13 protein-coding genes are annotated in these 20,077 nt (G+C 50.0%); 8 read left to right on the top strand and 5 right to left on the bottom strand.

Annotated elements, in window-relative coordinates; genetic code table 11:
• Positions 1-45: 45 nt before the first annotated feature.
• The gene (gene ileS, locus Q0135_RS08775; protein ID WP_297989887.1) at positions 46-2,805 is read right to left on the bottom strand and encodes an isoleucine--tRNA ligase; all 2,760 of its coding nucleotides are present in this window, start codon (positions 2,803-2,805) and stop codon (positions 46-48) included.
• Positions 2,806-2,923: 118 nt separating this feature from the next.
• Here ileS and Q0135_RS08770 point away from each other — a divergent pair, with 118 nt between their 5' ends.
• The 6 genes from Q0135_RS08770 to Q0135_RS08745 all read left to right on the top strand — a co-directional run bounded on the left by Q0135_RS08770 (position 2,924) and on the right by Q0135_RS08745 (position 10,184).
• Complete coding sequence (locus Q0135_RS08770) at positions 2,924-4,054, top strand: CinA family protein (RefSeq protein ID WP_297989886.1); 1,131 nt, start codon at positions 2,924-2,926, stop codon at positions 4,052-4,054.
• 11 nt (positions 4,055-4,065) lie between these two features.
• Positions 4,066-4,896 (top strand): hypothetical protein, encoded by an 831-nt coding sequence (locus tag Q0135_RS08765; protein ID WP_297989885.1) that lies wholly within the window; start codon positions 4,066-4,068, stop codon positions 4,894-4,896.
• 560 nt (positions 4,897-5,456) lie between these two features.
• Positions 5,457-5,987, top strand: a complete 531-nt coding sequence (locus Q0135_RS08760) for an NAD(P)H-dependent oxidoreductase (protein WP_297989884.1) — start codon at positions 5,457-5,459, stop codon at positions 5,985-5,987.
• 279 nt (positions 5,988-6,266) lie between these two features.
• A complete protein-coding gene (locus Q0135_RS08755) occupies positions 6,267-7,196 on the top strand; it encodes an aspartate carbamoyltransferase catalytic subunit (protein WP_297989883.1) in 930 nt (309 codons plus the stop codon).
• Positions 7,193-8,473, top strand: coding sequence for a dihydroorotase family protein (locus Q0135_RS08750; protein ID WP_297989882.1), 1,281 nt, complete (start codon positions 7,193-7,195; stop codon positions 8,471-8,473). The genes Q0135_RS08755 and Q0135_RS08750 overlap by 4 nt, the downstream gene beginning before the upstream one ends.
• Before the next feature lie 682 nt (positions 8,474-9,155).
• Positions 9,156-10,184 carry a hypothetical protein gene (locus Q0135_RS08745; RefSeq protein ID WP_297989880.1) on the top strand — a complete coding sequence of 343 codons (1,029 nt, stop codon included), beginning with the start codon at positions 9,156-9,158 and terminating at the stop codon, positions 10,182-10,184.
• A 28-nt stretch (positions 10,185-10,212) separates the two neighbouring features.
• Here the strand turns inward: Q0135_RS08745 and Q0135_RS08740 are convergent, their stop codons facing one another.
• The 4 genes from Q0135_RS08740 to Q0135_RS08725 all read right to left on the bottom strand — a co-directional run bounded on the left by Q0135_RS08740 (position 10,213) and on the right by Q0135_RS08725 (position 16,892).
• A complete protein-coding gene (locus tag Q0135_RS08740) occupies positions 10,213-12,666 on the bottom strand; it encodes a molybdopterin-dependent oxidoreductase (protein ID WP_297989879.1) in 2,454 nt (817 codons plus the stop codon).
• A 223-nt stretch (positions 12,667-12,889) separates the two neighbouring features.
• Positions 12,890-15,025: a TonB-dependent siderophore receptor gene (locus Q0135_RS08735; protein ID WP_297989877.1), complete on the bottom strand. Its 2,136-nt coding sequence runs from the start codon at positions 15,023-15,025 to the stop codon at positions 12,890-12,892.
• A complete protein-coding gene (locus Q0135_RS08730; RefSeq protein WP_297989875.1) occupies positions 15,022-16,164 on the bottom strand; it encodes a PepSY domain-containing protein in 1,143 nt (380 codons plus the stop codon). The genes Q0135_RS08735 and Q0135_RS08730 overlap by 4 nt, the downstream gene beginning before the upstream one ends.
• A gap of 365 nt (positions 16,165-16,529) precedes the next feature.
• Positions 16,530-16,892: a diacylglycerol kinase gene (locus Q0135_RS08725; protein ID WP_297881047.1), complete on the bottom strand. Its 363-nt coding sequence runs from the start codon at positions 16,890-16,892 to the stop codon at positions 16,530-16,532.
• A gap of 67 nt (positions 16,893-16,959) precedes the next feature.
• Between Q0135_RS08725 and Q0135_RS08720 the strand changes: the two genes are divergently transcribed.
• On the top strand, positions 16,960-17,718 hold the full coding sequence (locus tag Q0135_RS08720) for an exodeoxyribonuclease III (protein WP_297989873.1): 759 nt from the start codon (positions 16,960-16,962) through the stop codon (positions 17,716-17,718).
• A 137-nt stretch (positions 17,719-17,855) separates the two neighbouring features.
• On the top strand, positions 17,856-19,502 hold the full coding sequence (locus Q0135_RS08715) for a formate--tetrahydrofolate ligase (protein ID WP_297989871.1): 1,647 nt from the start codon (positions 17,856-17,858) through the stop codon (positions 19,500-19,502).
• Positions 19,503-20,077 lie beyond the last annotated feature (575 nt).

Raw genomic sequence — 20,077 nt, 5'->3', positions numbered from 1 at the left:
CAGATCAGCGCGATCGTAAAAAATACGAAGCCAAGACTTATGGGATTACTTAGCATGCATGACCTTTGCGCAGCGCGGGCAGAGCTCATCGGGCTCTTTTGCGTTAAATTTCCAGCATCTAGGGCATTTGTGTTTAGAGGATTTTACGAGGCGGAAAATTTCATCGTTTATCTTAAACTCCGCTAGAGCCTCCTCGCTTTGCAGAGTGTCCACGTCGCTTACCATGAACCAATCCGCCACGCCTAGGATGTCGTTTGATAAAATTTCGTTCGAGCTCGTCTGCAAAACCAGCTCAAGCGTCGACTTGATAATCTTGTCCTTTTTCAGCGCGTCAATGAGTTCGAAAAATTTCTCCCTCGATTTGATTAAAATTTCGTCGAATTCTATGAAATCGTCAAATTCTACCTGCTTGTAGATCAGATCAAAAGCATCTTCCTTACCATCTTTGATGATACGCGGCGCAAACTGCATTACTTCGTCGATCGTGTAGGTTAGCGTAGGCGCGATTAGAGGCAGCAGAGCTCGTGTAATCAGAGCGATCGCGCTTTGCGCGCTTCTGCGGCGCGGTTCGTCGGGTGCGTCGCAGTAAAGCCTGTCTTTGCAGATATCAAGATAAATTCCGCTCAGATCGGCGCTTAAGAAATTTAGTAGCTGATTGAAGCCCTTTGAAAAATCGTAGTTTTTAAACGCCGCTTCCGCGCCCGCAAAGGCGTTTACCGCGCGCGTTAGGATCCAGCGATCAAGCCGCGTAAAATTACTCGTCTCGATCTCGCCCAGATCGCTGGTGCTTGCGAGCAGAAATCTTATAGTATTTCGAATCTTGCGGTACTGCTCGCTTACCTGCTTAAGGATATTGTCGCTGATCTTTAGATCGGTCGAGTAGTCGCTCATCGCGACCCACAGGCGTAAAATTTCAACGCCGTGGCTCTTTGCGACCTCTTGCGGATAGACGACGTTTCCGACGGACTTACTCATCTTCTGACCCTTCTCATCGACGGTAAATCCGTGCGTGAGGATGCTCTTGTACGGCGCGCATTCGTTGATCGCGCAGCTTAGAAGCAGTGAGCTTTGAAACCAGCCGCGGTGTTGGTCGCTGCCCTCAAGATACATATCCGCAGGGAATTTGCCCGCATCGTAGGCGCCGCTTTGTAGCACCGCTTTCCACGTCGAGCCGCTATCGAACCAAACGTCTAAAATATCCATCACCTTTTCTAAATTTTCAGGCTTATAGCCGCTGTCCTGCGGCAAGAGCTCCGAAATTTCCATCTGCCACCAAGCATCCGCGCCCTTAGCCTTAAAAATTTCGTAGATATTATTTAAAATTTTCTCATCAAAAATCGGCTCTTTGGTACTTTTATCACGGAAAAACGCTATCGGTACGCCCCAATCTCTCTGGCGCGAGATACACCAATCGGGGCGGTTTTCTATCATCGAGGTAAGGCGGTTGATGCCGCTTTGCGGGTAAAATTTAACCTTGCCGATCTCTTCAAGTGCTACTTGGCGTAGCGTTTTGCCGCTGAGCTTGGGCTCGTCCATCGCGATAAACCACTGCTTCGTCGCACGGTAGATCACCGGCTTGTGCGTACGCCAGCAGTGTGGATAGGAGTGGACGAATTTGCCGGATTTGATAAGCGCGGGGCCTAGAAGCTCTAAAATTTTCTCGTTTGCTTTGAAAATATGCATCCCCACGAGCTCATCTACGACGTCTGCGCGGAAGAGTTTTTTAGTTTTAAGAGTTTGATCGAAACAGCCGCCCTCATCTACCGGCATCAGCACCTCGATGCCGTATTTAAGCCCTACGAAATAATCGTCCTCGCCGTGTCCCGGAGCCGTATGCACGAGCCCGGTGCCGCCGTCCATCAGGACGTGCTCGCCGAGGATAAATTTTGAAATTCTATCGTTTAGCGGATTGATCGCGTTTAGGCCCTCAAGCTCGGCGGCTTTAAATTCTTTTACAATCTCACCCTTGGTGATGCCCAGGCTTACGAGGCTTTCGACCAGAGGTTTTGCAAGGATCAAATTTTCGCTTGTCAGCGCGTAAATTTCATTCGGGTTCAAAGATATTGCGCCGTTTGCAGGCAGCGTCCAAGGCGTGGTCGTCCAGACGACCGCTTTAGCGCCTTTCGCGCCGATTTTAGCGTTCGCTTCACCGCTTAGATCAAACGCCACGAAGATCGAGTAGTCCTCTTTGTCTTTGTACTCGACCTCGGCTTCTGCGAGCGCGCTTTTTGCCGCCCAGCTCCAAAACACGGGCTTACTTCGCTCGATTAAAATTCCTTTTTTCGCGATCTGGCAGAGCGCTTTGTAAATTTCAGCCTCAAACTCAAATTTTAGCGTCAGATACGGATCGTCCCAGTCGCCTAAAATTCCCATATCTTTAAATTCATTGCGCTGCACGTCGATGAACTCTTTGGCGTGCTGTCTGCAAAGCTCGCGGATCTGCACTTTTGAAAGCGATTTTTTCCGCTCGCCTAGCTTGATCTCTACTTGCTGTTCGATCGGCAGACCGTGGCAGTCCCAGCCCGGCACGTAGCGGATATCCTCGCCGAAAAAATAATGGGTTTTGGTGATGATGTCTTTTAAAATTTTATTCAGCGCGTGGCCGATGTGGAGGTGTCCGTTGGCATACGGCGGGCCGTCGTGGATATTGAAGCTGACGCTTGCGCCCTTGCGCCTAGCTTTCATCTTTTCGTAAATTTTACGCTCGTCATACCATGCCTTAAACCGCGCAGGTTCGTTTTGCGGTAGCGCGCCTCGCATCGCAAAGTCCGTCGTAGGAAGAAAGAGAGTATCTTTGTAGTCCATATTTGTACCTTTTCGTGTCTTAAAAAATTTGTGAAGTTTATCCAAAACGCCATTAAAAAGCTCTGAAAGAGCAGTCCGCGTTTATGCTATAATGTGCGAAAATTTAATGAGGGTCTTTATGAAAAATATCATCCTTGTAATCGGCGAGGAGATCCGCTACGACGCGGCTTTGATGAGCTATATATCTCGCAGCTACGAACGAGTTTTTGGGCGGATCGACGATTTGAAATTCTTAAGCGAAAACGATAAGGTTTTGCCCTTCGCGCTTGAAAAGATGATCGATTCGTACGATTTTATCACGATCTTTGCGGCAAACTCCGCCTACGCGGTCGTGGGTAAAATTTTATCGACGCTCTCTTTCGATTCGCTCGAGCTAAAAAACGGAGAAACCCTAGCGCCCTCGATGGCGCGCACGGTGGCGAAAAACAGCTTCCTGCTAAACGTCAGAGGCTGCTCGGTAAACGTGATCAAGGCACTTTGCTTACAGAGCTTGCCGCCGATCCTTCAAGACGCGCCGAGCGCGGGCGAGAGCTTTTATCTATTCGATTGCGAATACGAAAGCGTAAAGCAGCGCCTAGAGAGCCTCGCGATCAGCTATAAAATTTCGCTTACGATCAGCAGACCCAGCTCCTTTTTGCTGCTAGTGCGCGCCAGTGCGATGAAATTCGGAGCGCTGGACGCGTTTTTGCAAAGCGTCGGCAAGTATTATGAGAGCTGCTACATCGAAGGCGGCGATTTTATGGGCTTCGTGGTGGATAGACTGCGCGAAATAGGCGCTAAGATCACCTTTGCCGAAAGTTGCACCGCAGGGCTCATCGCCGCAAAATTCGGCGCGGTCGCGGGCGTGAGCGACGTTTTCGACGGTTCGCTCGTAAGCTACGCCAACGAGATAAAAAATCTCTGGCTCAACGTGAGCGAAGATACGCTCGCGCGCTACGGCGCGGTCAGCGCGCAGACCGTGGGCGAGATGCTGGAGGGCGCGCTGCAAAGCAGCGGGGCGAGCTTCGCTCTTGCGGTAAGCGGTATCGCAGGCCCCGGCGGCGGAAGCGCGCAAAAGCCCGTAGGGACGGTCTTTATCGGCGCAAAGGAGCAGGGCGGCAAACAGATCGTCGGGGAATTTCATCTAAAAGGCGATCGAAACTACATCCGCGAACAAAGCGCCGATATCGCTATCTGCTTGCTTTTGAAGCTTAGAAGCGATCTGTTTTTCGGGCGGCTTCCGAGCGCGCCTGCGAGAGATGAAATTTAAAGGAGTAAATTTTGAAAAGACGAATTTTGAAAGGGTGCGGAGGCGATTCGGCGCAGAATTTTATCCGAGCGAGCGGTGAGCGGGGCTTTGAACGAGAGCGAAATTTCGTTTCGGCAGGCAGTGCGCGAAATTTTACTTCGGTATACGGCGAGCGGAATTTTACTCGGGCTAGCGACGGACTAAATTTTATCTCAGGGAGTCGCGCTAGAAATTTTAATTTTATAAACGATTTTAGCTTTATAAGCGCGGCGCGAAATTTTACTTTGACGCTAGCTGCGGCATGTATTTTGAGCGGCTGCGACGGCGGATCGGACGGGCAAGATCGCGAGCAAAGCACGCGTTCGGAACAGAATTTTAGCGCGGGTAATCAAGGGCAAAATTTTAATAAAAGCGCGGATAGCTCGGAGCAAAATTCCGCTCAAAGCTCCGCGCAAAATTCTATGCAAAACTCCGTGTCGCAGGGCTTTGAGAGCAAGCAAAGCTCCGATCTGAACTCCACGATAGACGAGTTTGCAAACGATGCTAAAGTTTTGGGCGAGGCCTTGCAAAATTTGCAGAAAAAAGCGCCCGAAGTCTTGAACGATTTCGCCGCTCGCAACGCCGATAGGATAGAGGATCTGCTAAAGCAGGGCGAGGCGGCGGCACGCGAGGCGGGCAAAAACCTTGATAAGATGGGCGAAAGCCTGCAAGGTATCATCAAGGACGCTAATGAAAGCCTAGGCAAGGTCTTGGAGGGCTTTGGCGTGGAGCCTAGACAGGAGCCGCGCGGCGGGCGCTCGCAGGAGCGCGATGATAATTCAGATCCTGAAGAGGCGGCTGGTAGGCAAAGCTTTAGAATTTAAATTACGCTAAATTCTACTCAAAATTTTTTGTTGCAACTACCACCCGCAGGAAAGTGGCAAGTCTTCGCAGGAGCGTAACGAGCCTGCACGAAAGCGTGACGGACACTCATAAGAGCGCGATGAGCACCCGCAGCCCGACGACGGAACCGATGGCAAGGTTTTATAGTTTAAAGCGCGGCTAGATTTCATCTAAATTTTATTTGTTGTGGCAAATGCTCGCAGAGAAATGATGCTAAATTTTATTAAAATTTCCCCTGCGCGGCGGTTTCGTTAAAATTTTACTCGCGCGAGCTTCCGCAATGGAATATGAATATTTGCAAAGAAGCAGTAAACCTTTGTAAAACGCAACGAGTGCCCAGAGGGCGAGCATTTATAAAATAAAGCGCGAGTAACGGATGAAGTTTGGAATTCAAAGATCACGCCCTTTGAAGCCGCTGTCAAAGATAAGCAGGCAGCGGCTGGTAAAGCTTTAGAATTTAAGGCTGCTTATGATAAAACAAGAAAAATTTTACGAAGTAGGGCTATAATGCGCCCCGCAATTTCAAATTTAAAGGATAAAAATGAAAACTCTCATTATTTTAGCTCATCCAAATATCGCAAACTCGCTCGTAAACCGCCACTGGAGGGATGCTGTGCTAGCCCATCCTGATAAGTTCGAGCTTCATGATCTTTACGCGCTTTATGCGGATTTTAAAATCGATGTGGAAAAGGAGCAAAAACTGCTCGAAAGCCACGATAAAATCGTGCTTCAGTTTCCGTTTCGTTTTTCAAACTGCACGCCGCTTCTTAAGCAGTGGTTTGAGGATGTTTTTACGCGCGGCTGGGCTTATGGCGGAGAGGATGGCGGCAAACTTAAGGGCAAAAAATTCGCGCTTGCGATCTCACTTGGCGCGACCGAGGCAAACTACTCTAAAAACGGCATTGTGGGCTTTAGCGTAGATGAGGTGCTAGCGCCATTTAAGGCTACGTTTAATTTCGTCGGCGCAGTTACGCTACCAAATTTCGTCTCATACGGCTTTACTTACGATAAAAGTGAGCAAGCCGTAGAAAATAGCGCGAAAAATTATATAAAGTATTTAAATAAGCTTTAAATTCTTTGCTTTTCTAGCCGCCAACTGCGCGTAAAATTTTAAAATTTTATGTAAGTGGCGTGGCTGATTTTTTAAAATTTTCGCTCAAAAAGCTCAAATTTAATCCTAAAATTTTTAAATTTTACCCCAAAATTCCGCTCGCGCTTCGTATGCGATCTAAAATGAAATTCCAAGCAAAATTCCGCGTCTAAATTTGAGCCTCGCTCTTAAATTTTAAAATTTTATCAGAGATTTTTTTATACAATTACGGCTGAAATTCGGCCCAAAAAAGGAGAGGGAATGTATAAGCTAAAGCATCTTCTTAGCGCGCAGGATCTGAGCCGCGAGGACATCTACGACTTTATAGATCTAGCGCGCGAGTTTAAAGCGCTCAACCGCTCTGACGTCAAAAAATCCGACTCGCTTCGCGGCAAGACGGTCATCAACGCGTTTTTTGAAAACTCCACCCGCACCCGCACGAGCTTTGAGATCGCAGCCAAGCGCCTGGGCGCGGACAGCGTAAATTTCACGGCTGCGGACAGCAGCACGAAAAAGGGCGAGACGCTGATCGACACTATCAGAAATATGCAGGCGATGCGCACGGATATCTTCGTACTGCGCCACAGCTGCTCGGGCGCGGCAAAATTCGTAGCGGCCAACTGCGATGCATCGATCGTAAATGCGGGCGACGGGCTGAACGAGCACCCGAGCCAGGCGCTATTGGATCTTTTTACGATCAGCGAGCACAAAGGCAGGATCGAGAATTTAAACGTCGCGATCATCGGCGATATATTTCGCTCGCGCGTGGCTAGAAGCGACATCTGGGCGATGAAAAAGCTCGGCATAAACGTGCGGCTCTTTGGCCCTCCGATGATGCTGCGCGACTGCGACGCGTTCGGCTGCCCGATATGCAAAAGCGTGGAGGAGGCGATAGAGGGCGCCGACGTCATCATCATGCTTAGAATCCAGCTTGAGCGGCAAGACGGCGAGCCGAGCTTCCCGAGCGTGCGCGAGTACTCGAAATTTTTCGGACTTACAGCTAAGCGGATGCAGGCGGCGAAAGAGGGCGTCATGATAATGCATCCCGGCCCGATCAACCGCGGCGTGGAGATCAACTCCGACGTAGCCGACGATCCGCGCTATAGCTGCGTTTTAGATCAGGTAGAAAACGGCGAGGCGATGCGAATGGCGATACTTCATACGATAAATTTAAACAGGAGCGCACGATGAAAATTTTAATAAAAAACGGCACGATCGTTAATCATAACGGCAGCGAGGAGGCAAACGTCCTGATCGAGGGCGATAAAATTTCAAAGATCACACGCGAGTGCCCAGCCGCAGACCGCGTCATAGACGCTGCGGGCAAGCTCGTGATGCCTGGGCTCATTGATATGCACGTGCATTTTAGAGACCCGGGGCTCGAATACAAAGACGACGTCATCAGCGGCAGCGAAACTGCGGTCGCAGGCGGCGTGACGACCTGCCTCCCGATGGCGAACACTAAGCCTGTGAACGACAACTCCAGCATCACTCGCGCGATGATCGCTAAGGCTAAGGGGCGCGGGCTTATCGATCTGCTACCCATAGGCGCGATCTCGCAGGATTGCAAGGGCGCAAAGATCGTCGAGATGGGCGATATGCTGGAAGCCGGCTGCGTGGCTTTCAGCGACGACGGGCTACCCGTGACCGACAGCTCCGTGATGCGACAGGCGCTCGAATACTCCGCGCACTTCGGCTCGTTCGTGATAAATCACAGCGAGGATTGCTCGCTTTGCCACGGCGGCGTAATGAACGAGGGCAAGGTTAGCGCGATCCTAGGTCTAAAGGGGATGGCGAGCGAAAAAGAGGAGATTATGATAGCGCGCGATCTGCTACTTGCCAAAAAGACGGGCGGGCACATCCACGTCGCGCACGTAAGCTCGGCGTGGTCGCTAAAGCTCATCGAGCAGGCTAAGCGCGAGGGCATCCGCGTCACTTGCGAAGCTACGCCGCATCATTTTACCTTCGACGAGCGCGAGCTGATGGGATACGATACGAATTTTAAAATGTCGCCGCCGCTTCGCACTCAAAGCGACGTGCAGGCGATCAGAGAGGCGCTTAAAAGCGGTCTGATCGACGCCATCGTAACCGATCACGCGCCGCACAACACAGATGATAAATTCGTAGAATTTGATCACGCGCCGTTTGGAATTTTGGGGCTTCAAACCCTCGTGCCGCTTACGCTGCGGCTCGTAAAGCAGGGCGTCATCAGCCTTGAAGACATGGTGCGGCTGTGCTCGTTTAACCCGGCTAAAATTCTAAATTTAAAGGACAAGGGCGAGGTCAAAGAGGGCTTTTTGGCCGACGTCGCGATCATCGATCCGCGGATTTCCTACGTTTACGACGAGGCGCTAAATAAATCCAAATCGCGAAACTCGCCGCTTTTCGGCAAGCAGCTTACGGGCGCTGCGGTTTGCACGATCAAAAGCGGCCGCGTAGTTTATGAGTTTCCAAACGTCGTAGCGTAGCACGCTCGCGGCGTAGGGATTGCGATCAGCGGCTTGGAAGGCTCAGTTTGCGGATGATCGGCATTCGTAGCATAAACGGAGAGATTGCTTCATTTTAAATTTAGCTAGCTTGGGCGCAACGACTCGCTTTTAAAATTTTGCGGTGCGATCGGTTCATTTTAAATTTGGTGGCAGCGTAGGCGTGGCGACTTGTCTTTAAAATTTCATAGTGCGTTTTGCTCGGTACCGGCGCGACCCTTGATCTCGCAGCGTGACTGCCCTGCTTAAATTTATCGGTAGCTCGTGTGGTAACTTGCTTTTAAAATTTCATAGCGCGAGCGCGATTGAAATTTTTTTAAAGTGGTTTGTCATTTTTAAAGTGCGCGTAAATTTAACGTACGCTGCCTTGTTTGTGGCATTTGTATATTTTGGCTTCGGAATTTTATCCGTGCCCGTGCGCGAGCTGCTCTAAATTTATAACGGCACCTTTTTCGATATGGTCGCTGCTTTTAAAATTTTATGTTCGCGGCGGTTGGGAATTCTATCTTTGCGTAGATTTGTTTTTGCCTCGCGCGTAAATTTTATCGTGATTAAATTTGTCGCTAAGGCGCAAAATTTTAAAATTTTGCCGCCGCTAGCTTTTGGCGCGGAGCATAAATAATCCGCTGCATGAACGGGAGCGATCTAAATTTAAAGGATATCTATGAACGGCGAAATATATCTCTCGTGTGCGCTGTGCGTCGCGCTAAAATCGGCTCTGCACGGCAATCCTAAGCCGCTGCCGCAAGATCAAAAATATATAAAATATTTAAATTTTGAGTTTGCAAAGGAGCATTTCCGCACCGCAGAGGGCTCGAGCCGCGCAGCGCAGGACGGCGTAAACGACGTAAGTAAAGCTGCGGAGCAAAAAGATGCGTACGGCGCAGTGCAGAGCAGTGCGACGGACAAAGCCAGAGAAAGTGTCGAGGCGGTGAAACAAAAGCGCACGAACAGAAAAGAAGCGGCAAATGAAAAAGCGGCTAGTAAAAAAGGCGCCGACGAAAGCACGGGCTCGCCACTTTTGCAAAAAGCGTGCGAGTTTTTCACCAGACGGCTCGCGCAAAAAGGGCGCGAGGACGAGCCGATCTCCGCACGGCGGCGTTGGATAGAGCAGTGCTTAAAGCTCGGTCTGAAGGACGCGGGGCTTAGTATTTCAACTTTCGCAAAAGATAGGTCGCTTTTAGGATTTAGCGGCGCGAATGCAAACGGCATCGTATGTCGCTTTGAGGGCTTTGACAGCATTTTTGTGCCGCAGTGGAAATACGATCGCGACAAAAAGGCTTGGCGCGTGAAATACGTCGAGTGCCTTTGGCGCGGGATGCCGTGGGATGCGCTAAACGCGCGCGATAACAGCGCGGAATTCGAGAATGTTTTAGTGCAAATCAGAGATTTTGCGAGCAAGATAGGCTGCGAAAACTTCGCGCAGACGTTTGATAATGCGCTTAAGACGCTGCGGGGCGAAGTCGCCGCGAGCGAGTATTACGCCGTTTCGTTTGCGGCGCTGCCGCAGCCGAGCTTGAGGGCGTTTGCCGCGGCGGGGATCGCCGATGTATTCGGTGCAATGGGCTCTTGGAATGACGAGCCGCCGTCTATGGCGCAAGAAATAGGGCTTGGGGACGAATACGACCGCCTCTCGGACGAGCTCTTGGCGCAGAAAAACTTAGCGATTTTGTTTGCGATAAATGGCTGGTAGGGCTTTGGCACAAGAGTTAGAAAGCGCGCTAAGCCTCTATCGTCACAGGTCTATCAAACGCCGTTACGCTCGGCAGTTCGCCTTTAAATTTCTCGATCTGCACCATGCTCGTGTGCGCGGTGTTGCTTTGCGAGAGCTGCGAGCTAGGCACGTCCTTGGTTAGCACGTTTATGTTGCCGTGTTTGCACAGGCTTTTCTCGCCCCAGACGGCGGGGTCGTACCACGCGCCTTCGCTTACGATCACGACGTTATCTTGCGCCGTATCGCTCACCAGCGCGCCGCAGAGGATCTCGCCTCGGTCGTTATAGATCCTAACTACGTCGCCCGTTTTTATACCGCGTGCCTTTGCCGTGGCGGGGCTGATGAGTGCTGGTTCGCGGTTTGCGATCTCGGCGTAGTTGCGGATGAGCGAGTTGTTTAGCTGCGAGTGGAGCCTAAATTTAGAGTGCGCGCCGCTGATGGCGATAGGATACTTGCTCACGTCGCCGTCCAGCCACTCAAACGGCTCCATCCACGTCGCGTGCGGCGGGCAGTCGGCGTAACCTAGCTTTTCGACCGCTTCTGAGTATAGCTCGATCTTGCCCGACGGCGTTTTTAGCGCGTTCTTCTCGGGGTCGGCGCGGAAGTCCGCGTAGTTTGTAAAGTACCTCTTTTTCTCGTCGATCTTATCAAATTTGACGTAGCCTTTTTGCCAAAACTCCTCAAATTTAGGCATCGCCACTCCCATGCCCTCGGCTTGCTTTGCGGCGTTTTCGTAGATTTCCTTCACCCACTCAAGTTCCGTTTTGCCCTCGCTAAAGGCCTGATCGTACTCCTCGCCCCACTGCGCGCAGATGAGCCGCGCGATCTCAAAGTCGCTCTTGCTCTCGCCCGCAGGCTTTACTAGCGGCTTAATCGCAAAAAGGTACTCGCTAGTGGAGTTTGCAAACTCTATGTCCGTGCGCTCGCATTCTAGCGCTGCCGGTAGTACGATATCGCTGAGCCTCGCCGTACTCGTCCAAAAGGGCTCTGTGGTGATGATCGCTTCGATCTTGCGCATCGCTTCGACCGCGCGGTTGGTATCGGGATGGCGGGTGAAGGTCGAGCCGTTGGCGTTAAACATCACGCGGATGTGCGGCATGACGTATTTTTTGCCGTTGCGCTCGATCTGCTTGCCAGGCTCCATGATCGCGTCTATGAGCCTGCTGTTTGGTATCTCGTGGTATTTGGCTTTGGCTAGCTTGCCTTGCGGGGCGATGTATTTTTCGTTTACTGCCGGGTTAAAGGCCTGAAGCTTTGGCGCGACGAAGCTGATATCGGCGTTTTTATGCATCTGATCGTTCATCACGTAGCCGCGCCCCGTCTTGCCGATGTCGCCTAGCATCGCAGCTAGCGTGATGAGCGCCCAGTACGCCATCTCGCCGTGGTGCTGACGCTGGATAGAGTAGCCCGTGACGATGAGCGTGTCTTTTTTAGACAGCGTATCAGCTAAATTTTTTAGCTCCTTTTCGCTCACGCCGCAAATTTTACTCGCCCATTTTAGATCCTTTTTCACGCCGTCTTTCGCGCCCGTGAAATAATCCTTAAATTTATCGAACCCGACCGTATAGCGCTCTATAAATTCCTTGTCGTAAAGGCCGTTTTCGTAAAGATAATCGCAAAGTCCGATCAGCATCGCCGTATCGGTGCAAGGGCGCACGGCAAGATACTGCGCGCCGAAATACTCCGCCGTTTCGTTGCGGTAGACATCGACGCTGTAAATTTTCATCTCGCCTTTTTTAAATTTATCCTTCATAATCTCGTAGTAGGCGTAGGAGTTGTGCATCGGAACGCCGATAGCGATCTTATTTGAGACGACGGGATTCGTGCCCCAAAACACGATCGTTTTGGCCTCCTTTATCACGCCCTCCCAGCGCGTAGGATTATGCGTCGGATCGATAGAGCCCGTCACGTGAGGCAAAAACGCCGTCGCCGCGCCGTATGAGTAGCCGCCAAGCTCGCTCACGTAGCCTCCTAGCGCGTTTAGCATGCGCTTTGCAGTGCGCTGCGAGTGGCCGACTTTGCCTAGGCTGCCCCACTGATAAAGCTGCCCGTAAATAGCCTCTGAGCCGTATTTGTCGAAGTTTTGTTTTAAAATTTTAGCGCTTAGCTTTATCGCCTCGTCCCAACTAACCCGCACGAAGGGCTCTTTACCGCGAAGCTCTGGCTTTGGATTTGACGGGTCTGCTAGGAAGCTTTTGCGCACGTAGGGGTATTTCACGCGCGTTTCGTTTTGGATGTGATCGCTTAGGGCGTTGTTTAGCACCGTTGGCATCGCGTCGCCCTCAAATGGCTCGGTACCAACGACCCTGCCGCCGATGGTTTGGACGTAAAATGCGCCAAATTTATTCGCGCAAAGCCCCATCTGCTCGTCAAATATCGCCTGCGCCGCCGCACCTAATTGTTTTGCTTGCGCTGAAGCCGCAGCTAGCGCACCTAGTTTTAGAAAGTCTCGTCTTTTCATGGTTTTTCTCCGTTAAATTTAAATTTGTTGGTTGATTTGGTTTAAATTTAGCGGGATTTATGAGGTTGAACTTTGCATCGTTTGCCTTTATAACGTATTACGCGACCTCGCGTCTTAGCCGTGATTTTACGAAATTTAGGCTTAATTTGCCATTTATCTATGGCGTCGCGATGGAATTCTATTAGAGCTAAGCACTAGATAAATTCCGCCGCGACTATTTGGGTCAAAAGTTATACGTAAGGCTTAGATTGAAGGTGCGCGGATCGCCGTAGATCATTCGATTAGAACCAATACCCTCAAAATAGCGCTTATCGGTTATGTTATCGACGTTTAGCTGCACATCTAGGTTTTTACTCGCTTTGTAGCCTAGCATTACGTTTGCAATCGTGTAAGCTTTCTGCTCGATCCTGCCGTATGGCGAGTCGGAATAAATCTTTGAGCGATACATCGTGCCTGCGCCTATTCTAAATGTGCCGATCTCATATTTTGCAAAAAGATTTGCGCTGGTGCGGGAGGAGTCGCTGGCGTAGATATTGCCGTCAGCGTCTTTGGCTTTGTAGTGTGCTAGCCCCATGCTTAGGCTTAGCGCATCGGTGATTTTACCGTTTACGTCCGCTTCAAAGCCCCTACTGGTTACTCCGCGGCCCTGCCTGTAAGCGTAAGAATTTGTGCCCGTGATATACTCGTCGGTGCGGATGCCGAGTTTATCTTGGATGATCTTAAAAACGCCCAGGCTTGCTTGCAGATCGCCGTCAAAATACTCGCCTTTGATGCCCGCTTCGTAGTCCTTGCCTTGGATGGGATCAAGATATTTATTGTTTTTGTCCTTGTAGGTTTGAGGTTTAAAAATACTCGTATAACTTGCATAAAGGGTATGATGATCGTCTAAATCATAGGTGATCCCTGCATATGGAGTAATTTCGCGGGTAAAATTTCTATTATCTGCTCCACCTGTAATTTTATATTTATAGTAACTCATCCGCGTTCCTAATAAGAGCTTTAAATCCTCGGTGATTGAGAGTTTATTCGCGGCATAAATTGCTTTTTGAATAGTTCGATCGGCATTATTTTGATCTACATACGGTAAGCGTGGATCTTCAATATGAAGGTCGTTAAAATTTATTCTAGTGCGCGCGGCATAAGCAAGGCCTGCTGGAGTATTTCGGTTATTCCAGTAGCTACTTACGTTATCAGATCCTTTTTTGTAAAGATTATACATCACACCAAATACGAATTCATGATCTTGTCCGAAAAGCTCATACGGGATATTTGCGTAGGCGTCGATATTGTGGATATTCTCTTCGCGCTTGTTAGCATAAACGCTAAGATCGGCGACGTTTCCGATGCCGCCAGGGCCTACCCTGCCGCCATAATAGAGCAAATTTGAATCGGTATGAGCGCGACGAAACGAATAACTCAAGCTTAAACTCGCCTCGTTTGAGAAATATTGTTTAAAATCGGCATAAAAATCAAGCGTAGAGATGTCGTATCGCGTCCAAGGCTGAGAGAAAATTTTGTTTTTGCCGAAGTTCGTGCGCGTGCCGTCCGATTTAAACGCGGGCATTCCGCCCCAGCGTGTGTTATGTCGGCGTAGGGTCTGATAAAATGAGCCAAAGCTCAGCCTTGAATCGTCCGTTACATCGATATCTAATACGCCATAAACGGCAGTATTGCGACGATTGTAATAGTCCATATAGGAGTGCGATCGTTCATGCATAAACGCTAGGCGTCCGCGCACCGAACCGCTTTGATTGAGCGGGCTTTGCACATCGGTTTTAAGCCCGTATTTGTCGTATGAGCCGCCGTTTAGGCTGATGTATCCTTTCGGAACGGCGGAATCCGCGTGCTTACGAATAAAATTTAAACTCGCGGCAGGATTTCCTGCGCCTGCTAATAATCCGTTCGCACCCTTTACTACCTCAACGCGCTCATATGGCAGTAAATTTAAATCGTTCGCCCCGAGGCTAAAACCTCCGAAGCTAGGCATCGAATCAAGCAGATAATAATCTATGCTAAATCCGCGCGCCGTAGGATAGAGCCTCTCATCCCAACGCCCGCTCGTAATGCCCGCGATATTTCGCATCAGCACCTGATAATCGGTTATCCCCATATCTTTTAGTTTGGCTTCGGTCACCACGGTAAGAGACTGGGGCATTTCTCTTGCCGTAAGATCGAGCCTGGTGGTACTTTTAACGAGCTTTCTAGCCTCATAATCTCTGTCGTCGCGACGGAGCTTTTGGGTATCTTGCACTTCTATGGTGCCTAAGTCCTCCGGGGTGCTCGCAGTGGCGTTATTTTCCGCATAAAGCGAAGTTAGCATATTTAATGCGACTACGAGCGAAAGAGATACTTTCTTCATAACTTTCTCCTTTTAGAATTTCTATTTTTTAGGGTTATGTAAAATCCGCAAATGCTTAAAAATAGGGGCGCAAGCCCCGCTAAAAACCATATAAGCTTCGTTATTGCGCCGTATGAGCCCGCATGGGCGCGACGAAAGCCGTCTTGAAGTTTGTCCGAAAAATCCGCATCGTTTATAAAGTCCGCTTTTAAAATCTCGCCTGCATCCGATATCGTGATACGGCTCGCGTAAGGGCTTTGAAGCGGGTTTTGCCCCGCCTCGAAGCCGTATACGGTAAAAGCGCCGCCCGGACAGAGCGGAAAGGCGATATAGGTGGAGCGAAATTCTTTAAATTTAACCGCTATCCGCGCTAAAGCCTCATCTAGCGTCGCAAGATTTTGCGCCGTTTTCATGCTTACCGCCCCGTTTGATGCTGCGACGGTGGAATTTTGCTCGGTCTTAAAATTCTGCAAGACCGCGCCGCATGGATTTGCGAGCGGCTTGTAAGTTACCGCCCTTAGCTCCCACCATGCTCCGCTTATAGCTATAGCAAACATTACGGGAGTGCTCGCGACTCCGATTAGGCGGTGAGTGCCGCGCATAAAATATATGGTCCGATCTAGCCTCAGCGAGAATAAGTTTTGCCAAAATTTTTTGTAGATAAAAAAGCCGCTAATGCCGATAAGTAGCGCGCTAAGCCCCACAACACCTGCAAAAATTCTACCGCCGCAACCTAAAAACAGCTCCGCGTGCAGTTTATTTATTACGCCGATAAAGCCCTCATCTCGCGGCATGGGTGCGCCTTTTATCTCGCCGCTAAAAGCGTCTAAGTAAATTATGATCCGCTTTTGCAGTTTCTGAGAGGAAAGTCTGATTTTATCGGTCTTTAAAGGATCTTGCGCGATGCTCCAGCCCATGATCGCGTACTCTTTAAATTTGGATTTTATCTCGGATTGCAAAGCGCTGAATTTCATTCTAACGGGGAATTTCGCTATGCTTTCTTGCGTCCTAAACACCTTGTCTTTTAGCAAAACTTCATTGATCTGCTCCGCGTAAACTAAAACCGAGCCGCTTATAGAAATGATTATAAGGGGTATGCAAAATATCAAAGATAGCCACAAATGAAATTTGCGCGAGATTTTGCGAAAGGATTTAGACAAAATTTTCCTTTTTTTGAAGACGGCGTGATTTTAGTGAAAATTGTATTAAAGCATCTTGAAAGTCGTTATAATTTTATAGCTAAAATTTTACGGCGTAAAATTTGCTTGAATGATTTATCTATAGAAATTTTTAAAAGCTATTTTAAAATTTTAAGAGCCGAGCGAATATTAAAATTTTCGCGCACAGGAGAGTTTAAATTTAAAGCAAATTTCGGATTTTAAAATTTCAATATCACGCAGGGTCGTGTTTGGGTTGCAGGCGTGGACGATCAACGACTCAAGTGGCTTGCAAATTCCGCACTCGCCAAAAAAACTCTGCGTTGCAGCGATTTAAATCTTTTATCGCGAAATTTGCAATCACGCGATTAAAAGAATTTACCGATAAGCGCATATCCCCACAGCGCGGCGTTGAGAAATAGGCTCATCATCACCGCCGTGCTTGCGGTGTCTTTGGCGCCCTTGGCTAGCGGGTGGATTTCGCTCGTGGCAAGATCGACCGCGCGCTCTATGGCGGAGTTTATGCACTCGGTTGTGAGCGTAAAGACCGCGCCGAAGATCAAAAATAGATTTAGCACCGCGCCGAAATTCCAAAAAAATAGCGACAGCAGAAGCGGGACGAACACGCAAAGCTCGAGTCTAAAACTACGCTCGCTGCGCAGCATCTCGGCAAGACCCGCCATAGCGTAGCCCCAGTTGGCAAAAAATCGGTATTTGGGCTGATTGCGCATAATTTTCCTTTAAATTTAGTCAAAATTTCGTATAATCATACCAAAATTTTTGCGCCAAAGGCTAAATTTGAAACTGATTAGTTGGAACGTAAACGGGCTGCGCGCAGTGCTCGGCAAAGACGGCTTTGCGTGGCTTGCGGAGCAAAACCCCGATTTTTTGGGCTTGCAAGAGATCAAGGTGAGCGAAAAGGACGCTCCAAAAGGGCTTTACGAGCTCGGATTTTCTCAGATCGATCTAAATTCCGCTGCTCGAGCGGGATATTCGGGCGTGGCGAGCCTAGCTAAATTTAAAAGCGAGACGAGCAAGGCGCTGTTTTTCCCTGACGACGAAGGGCGCGTGCTGCAGCACCGCTTCGGCGATGTCGTGCTTTTTAACATCTACTTTCCCAACGGCCAAAAGGACGAGGCGCGGCTAGCCTACAAGATGGAATTTTACGCAAAATTCCTAGCCTACGCGCGCAGCCTCGCGGAGCAGGAGCTCGGGGTGATATTTTGCGGCGACGTAAATACCGCGCACCGCGAGATCGATCTTGCGAACCCCAAAGCAAACTCCAAAACCTCGGGCTTTTTGCCGATCGAGCGGGCGTGGCTCGATGAGGTGGAGGCGGCGGGCTTCGTCGATACCTTCCGTGCCGTGCGCGGCGAGCTGCGGGACGCCTACTCGTGGTGGAGCTACCGCTTTAACGCGCGCGCCAAAAACGTCGGCTGGCGGATCGATTATTTTTTCATCTCGGCAAATTTGCGCTCGCGGCTAAAGGACGCTTTCATCCTAAGCGACGTAATGGGCAGCGACCACTGCCCCGTGGGTATCGAGATCGAAATTTAGCCGGGGCAAATTTCGGAGCGCGAGCTTTGATCTTGCGCGGCTTGTGGGCAAGGTGCGCATAGCAGCGGCTAATGCGCGGATTTAAAGAGGCCGTGCGTAAACGCTGCGCGATAAAATTTTAAATTTAAGGAGAGAAAATGTTGAGCGATATCGAAATAGCAAATGCGGCGAAGCCGGATAAAATTTCAAACGTTGCGAAAAATTTGGGGCTTAGCGAGGATGAGATCGAGCTGTACGGCCACTACAAAGCCAAGCTAAACATCAAGCCGCGCTCGCGCGCTTCGAAGCTTATCTTGGTCACGGCGACCAATCCGACGCCGTTTGGCGAGGGCAAAACTACGACCTCCATCGGTCTAGCCGACGCGCTAAAACGCCTTGGCAAAAGCGTCTGCCTTGCGCTGCGCGAGCCGTCGCTGGGGCCGGTTTTCGGTATCAAAGGCGGAGCTGCCGGCGGCGGGTATTCGCAGCTGGTGCCGATGGATGATCTAAATTTGCACTTCAACGGCGATTTTCACGCGATCACCTCCGCGAATAATCTCATTTCGGCGGTTATCGATAACTCGCTGTATCAAGAAAACCCGCTAAAGATCGAGAAAATTTTATGGAAGCGCTGCATGGATATGAACGACCGCGCGCTGCGCCACATCACCGTAGGACAGGGCGGGCGCACTGACGGAGTGCAGCGCGAGGACGGCTTTAATATCACCGCGGCTAGCGAGATAATGGCGGTGCTGTGCCTCTCAAACGATCTTGCCGAGCTTAAGGAAAACATCGCAAACATCATGGTTGCCTACGATACGCAGGGAGAGCCGATATATGTGCGCGATCTGGGCTGCGCGGATGCCGTGGCGATCCTGCTAAAAGACGCGATGAAGCCAAATCTCATCCAAAGCCTTGAGCATACGCCCGCGCTTGTGCACGGAGGACCCTTTGCAAATATCGCGCACGGTTGCAACTCCATCATGGCGAGTAAGTTAGCGCTCTCGCTAGCAGATTACGCCGTGACGGAGGCGGGCTTCGGAAGTGAGCTCGGGGCTGAGAAATTTATCGACATCAAGTGTCGCCGCGCGGGCATCGCTCCGGATGCTGCGGTGCTGGTTAGCACGATCCGCTCGCTTAAATACAACGGCGGCGCGGATAAAGAAAATATCGCGAGCCCTGATCTTGCCGCGCTTCAAAAAGGCATCGTAAATTTAGGCGGGCATATTGAAATTTTACAAAACTTCGGGCTAAATCCGGTCGTGGCGCTTAACCGCTTTAGCTTCGATAGCGACGACGAGATCGCTTTCGTGCGCGATTACTGCAAGCAGCGCGGCGTGCAGATGGCGATTTGCGAAAATTTCGCCAAAGGAGGCGAGGGCGCGCTTGAGCTAGCCCGCCTCGTCATAGATGAGTGCGAGCGCGCCAAGGAGCTGAAGTTTGCCTACGAGCTTAGCGACGATACGGCGAGCAAGATCGAAAAGATCGCTACTAAAATTTACGGCGCGAGCGAGGTGGTTTTCGAGCCCGAGGCGCAAAAGGCGCTGCAGCACATCAAGACTTTGGGGCTTGAGCGGCTAAACGTCTGCATCGCAAAGACGCAGTATAGCTTCAGCGACGATGCTAAGGCGCTCGGGCGAGCGCGCGACTTTAAGCTCAGCGTCAAAGACCTTCAGATCCGCACGGGAGCAGGCTTCATCGTAGCCGTCTGCGGCAAGATAATGCTTATGCCGGGGCTACCGAAGGTTCCTAACGCGCTAAATATGAAGATCACTAGCGATGGCGTTATAAGCGGGTTGGCGTGATTGAAATTTTATTTTCCGCGCGTCCATTTTTTTGCGTGCCCGCATTGGGGTTTAAGCTTAGCTCACCGGCCTAGTCGCGACTTAAGCTTAGCATTCGTAGGTACTCAGACGAGAGCGGAGTAGAGTTACCGATTTGCAAAATTTGGCTGAATTTGCTCGCTTGCGGATAAATTTTAAGCGCGGGATTTTGCGGATCGGCTTTGATTTTTAAAACAGAGGCGAATTTGAGGAGAATTTGACGTTAGGTTCGCCTTTTAAAATTTGACGAATTGCCCATAATTTCTCGCCAAAGCGGATAAAATTGCTTGCCTTTTTGGCAAATCGCCACTAATCGTAAATTTGAGATTTTTACGTCAAATTTAGGGGAAAATCGGCGTAATGTATTTTGGCGTTTTTATTGATCAAATTTTCCTAGGTAAGCCAAAAATCCTGCGCGAAACAGAGCTAAATTTTAACCTTCTCCCACGGCTCAATCCCGCCTGCAACCTCTTTAAAAATGCTCGCAATTTCTATATTTTTTACGCTTAAATTTCGCTCGTAAGCCTTGATGTCGCGTGATTTTAGCTTCTCTTGCA

Source organism: uncultured Campylobacter sp. (genome assembly GCF_937981295.1).
Lineage (GTDB): Bacteria > Campylobacterota > Campylobacteria > Campylobacterales > Campylobacteraceae > Campylobacter_B.
This window is presented reverse-complemented; position numbering and strand designations above follow the sequence as displayed.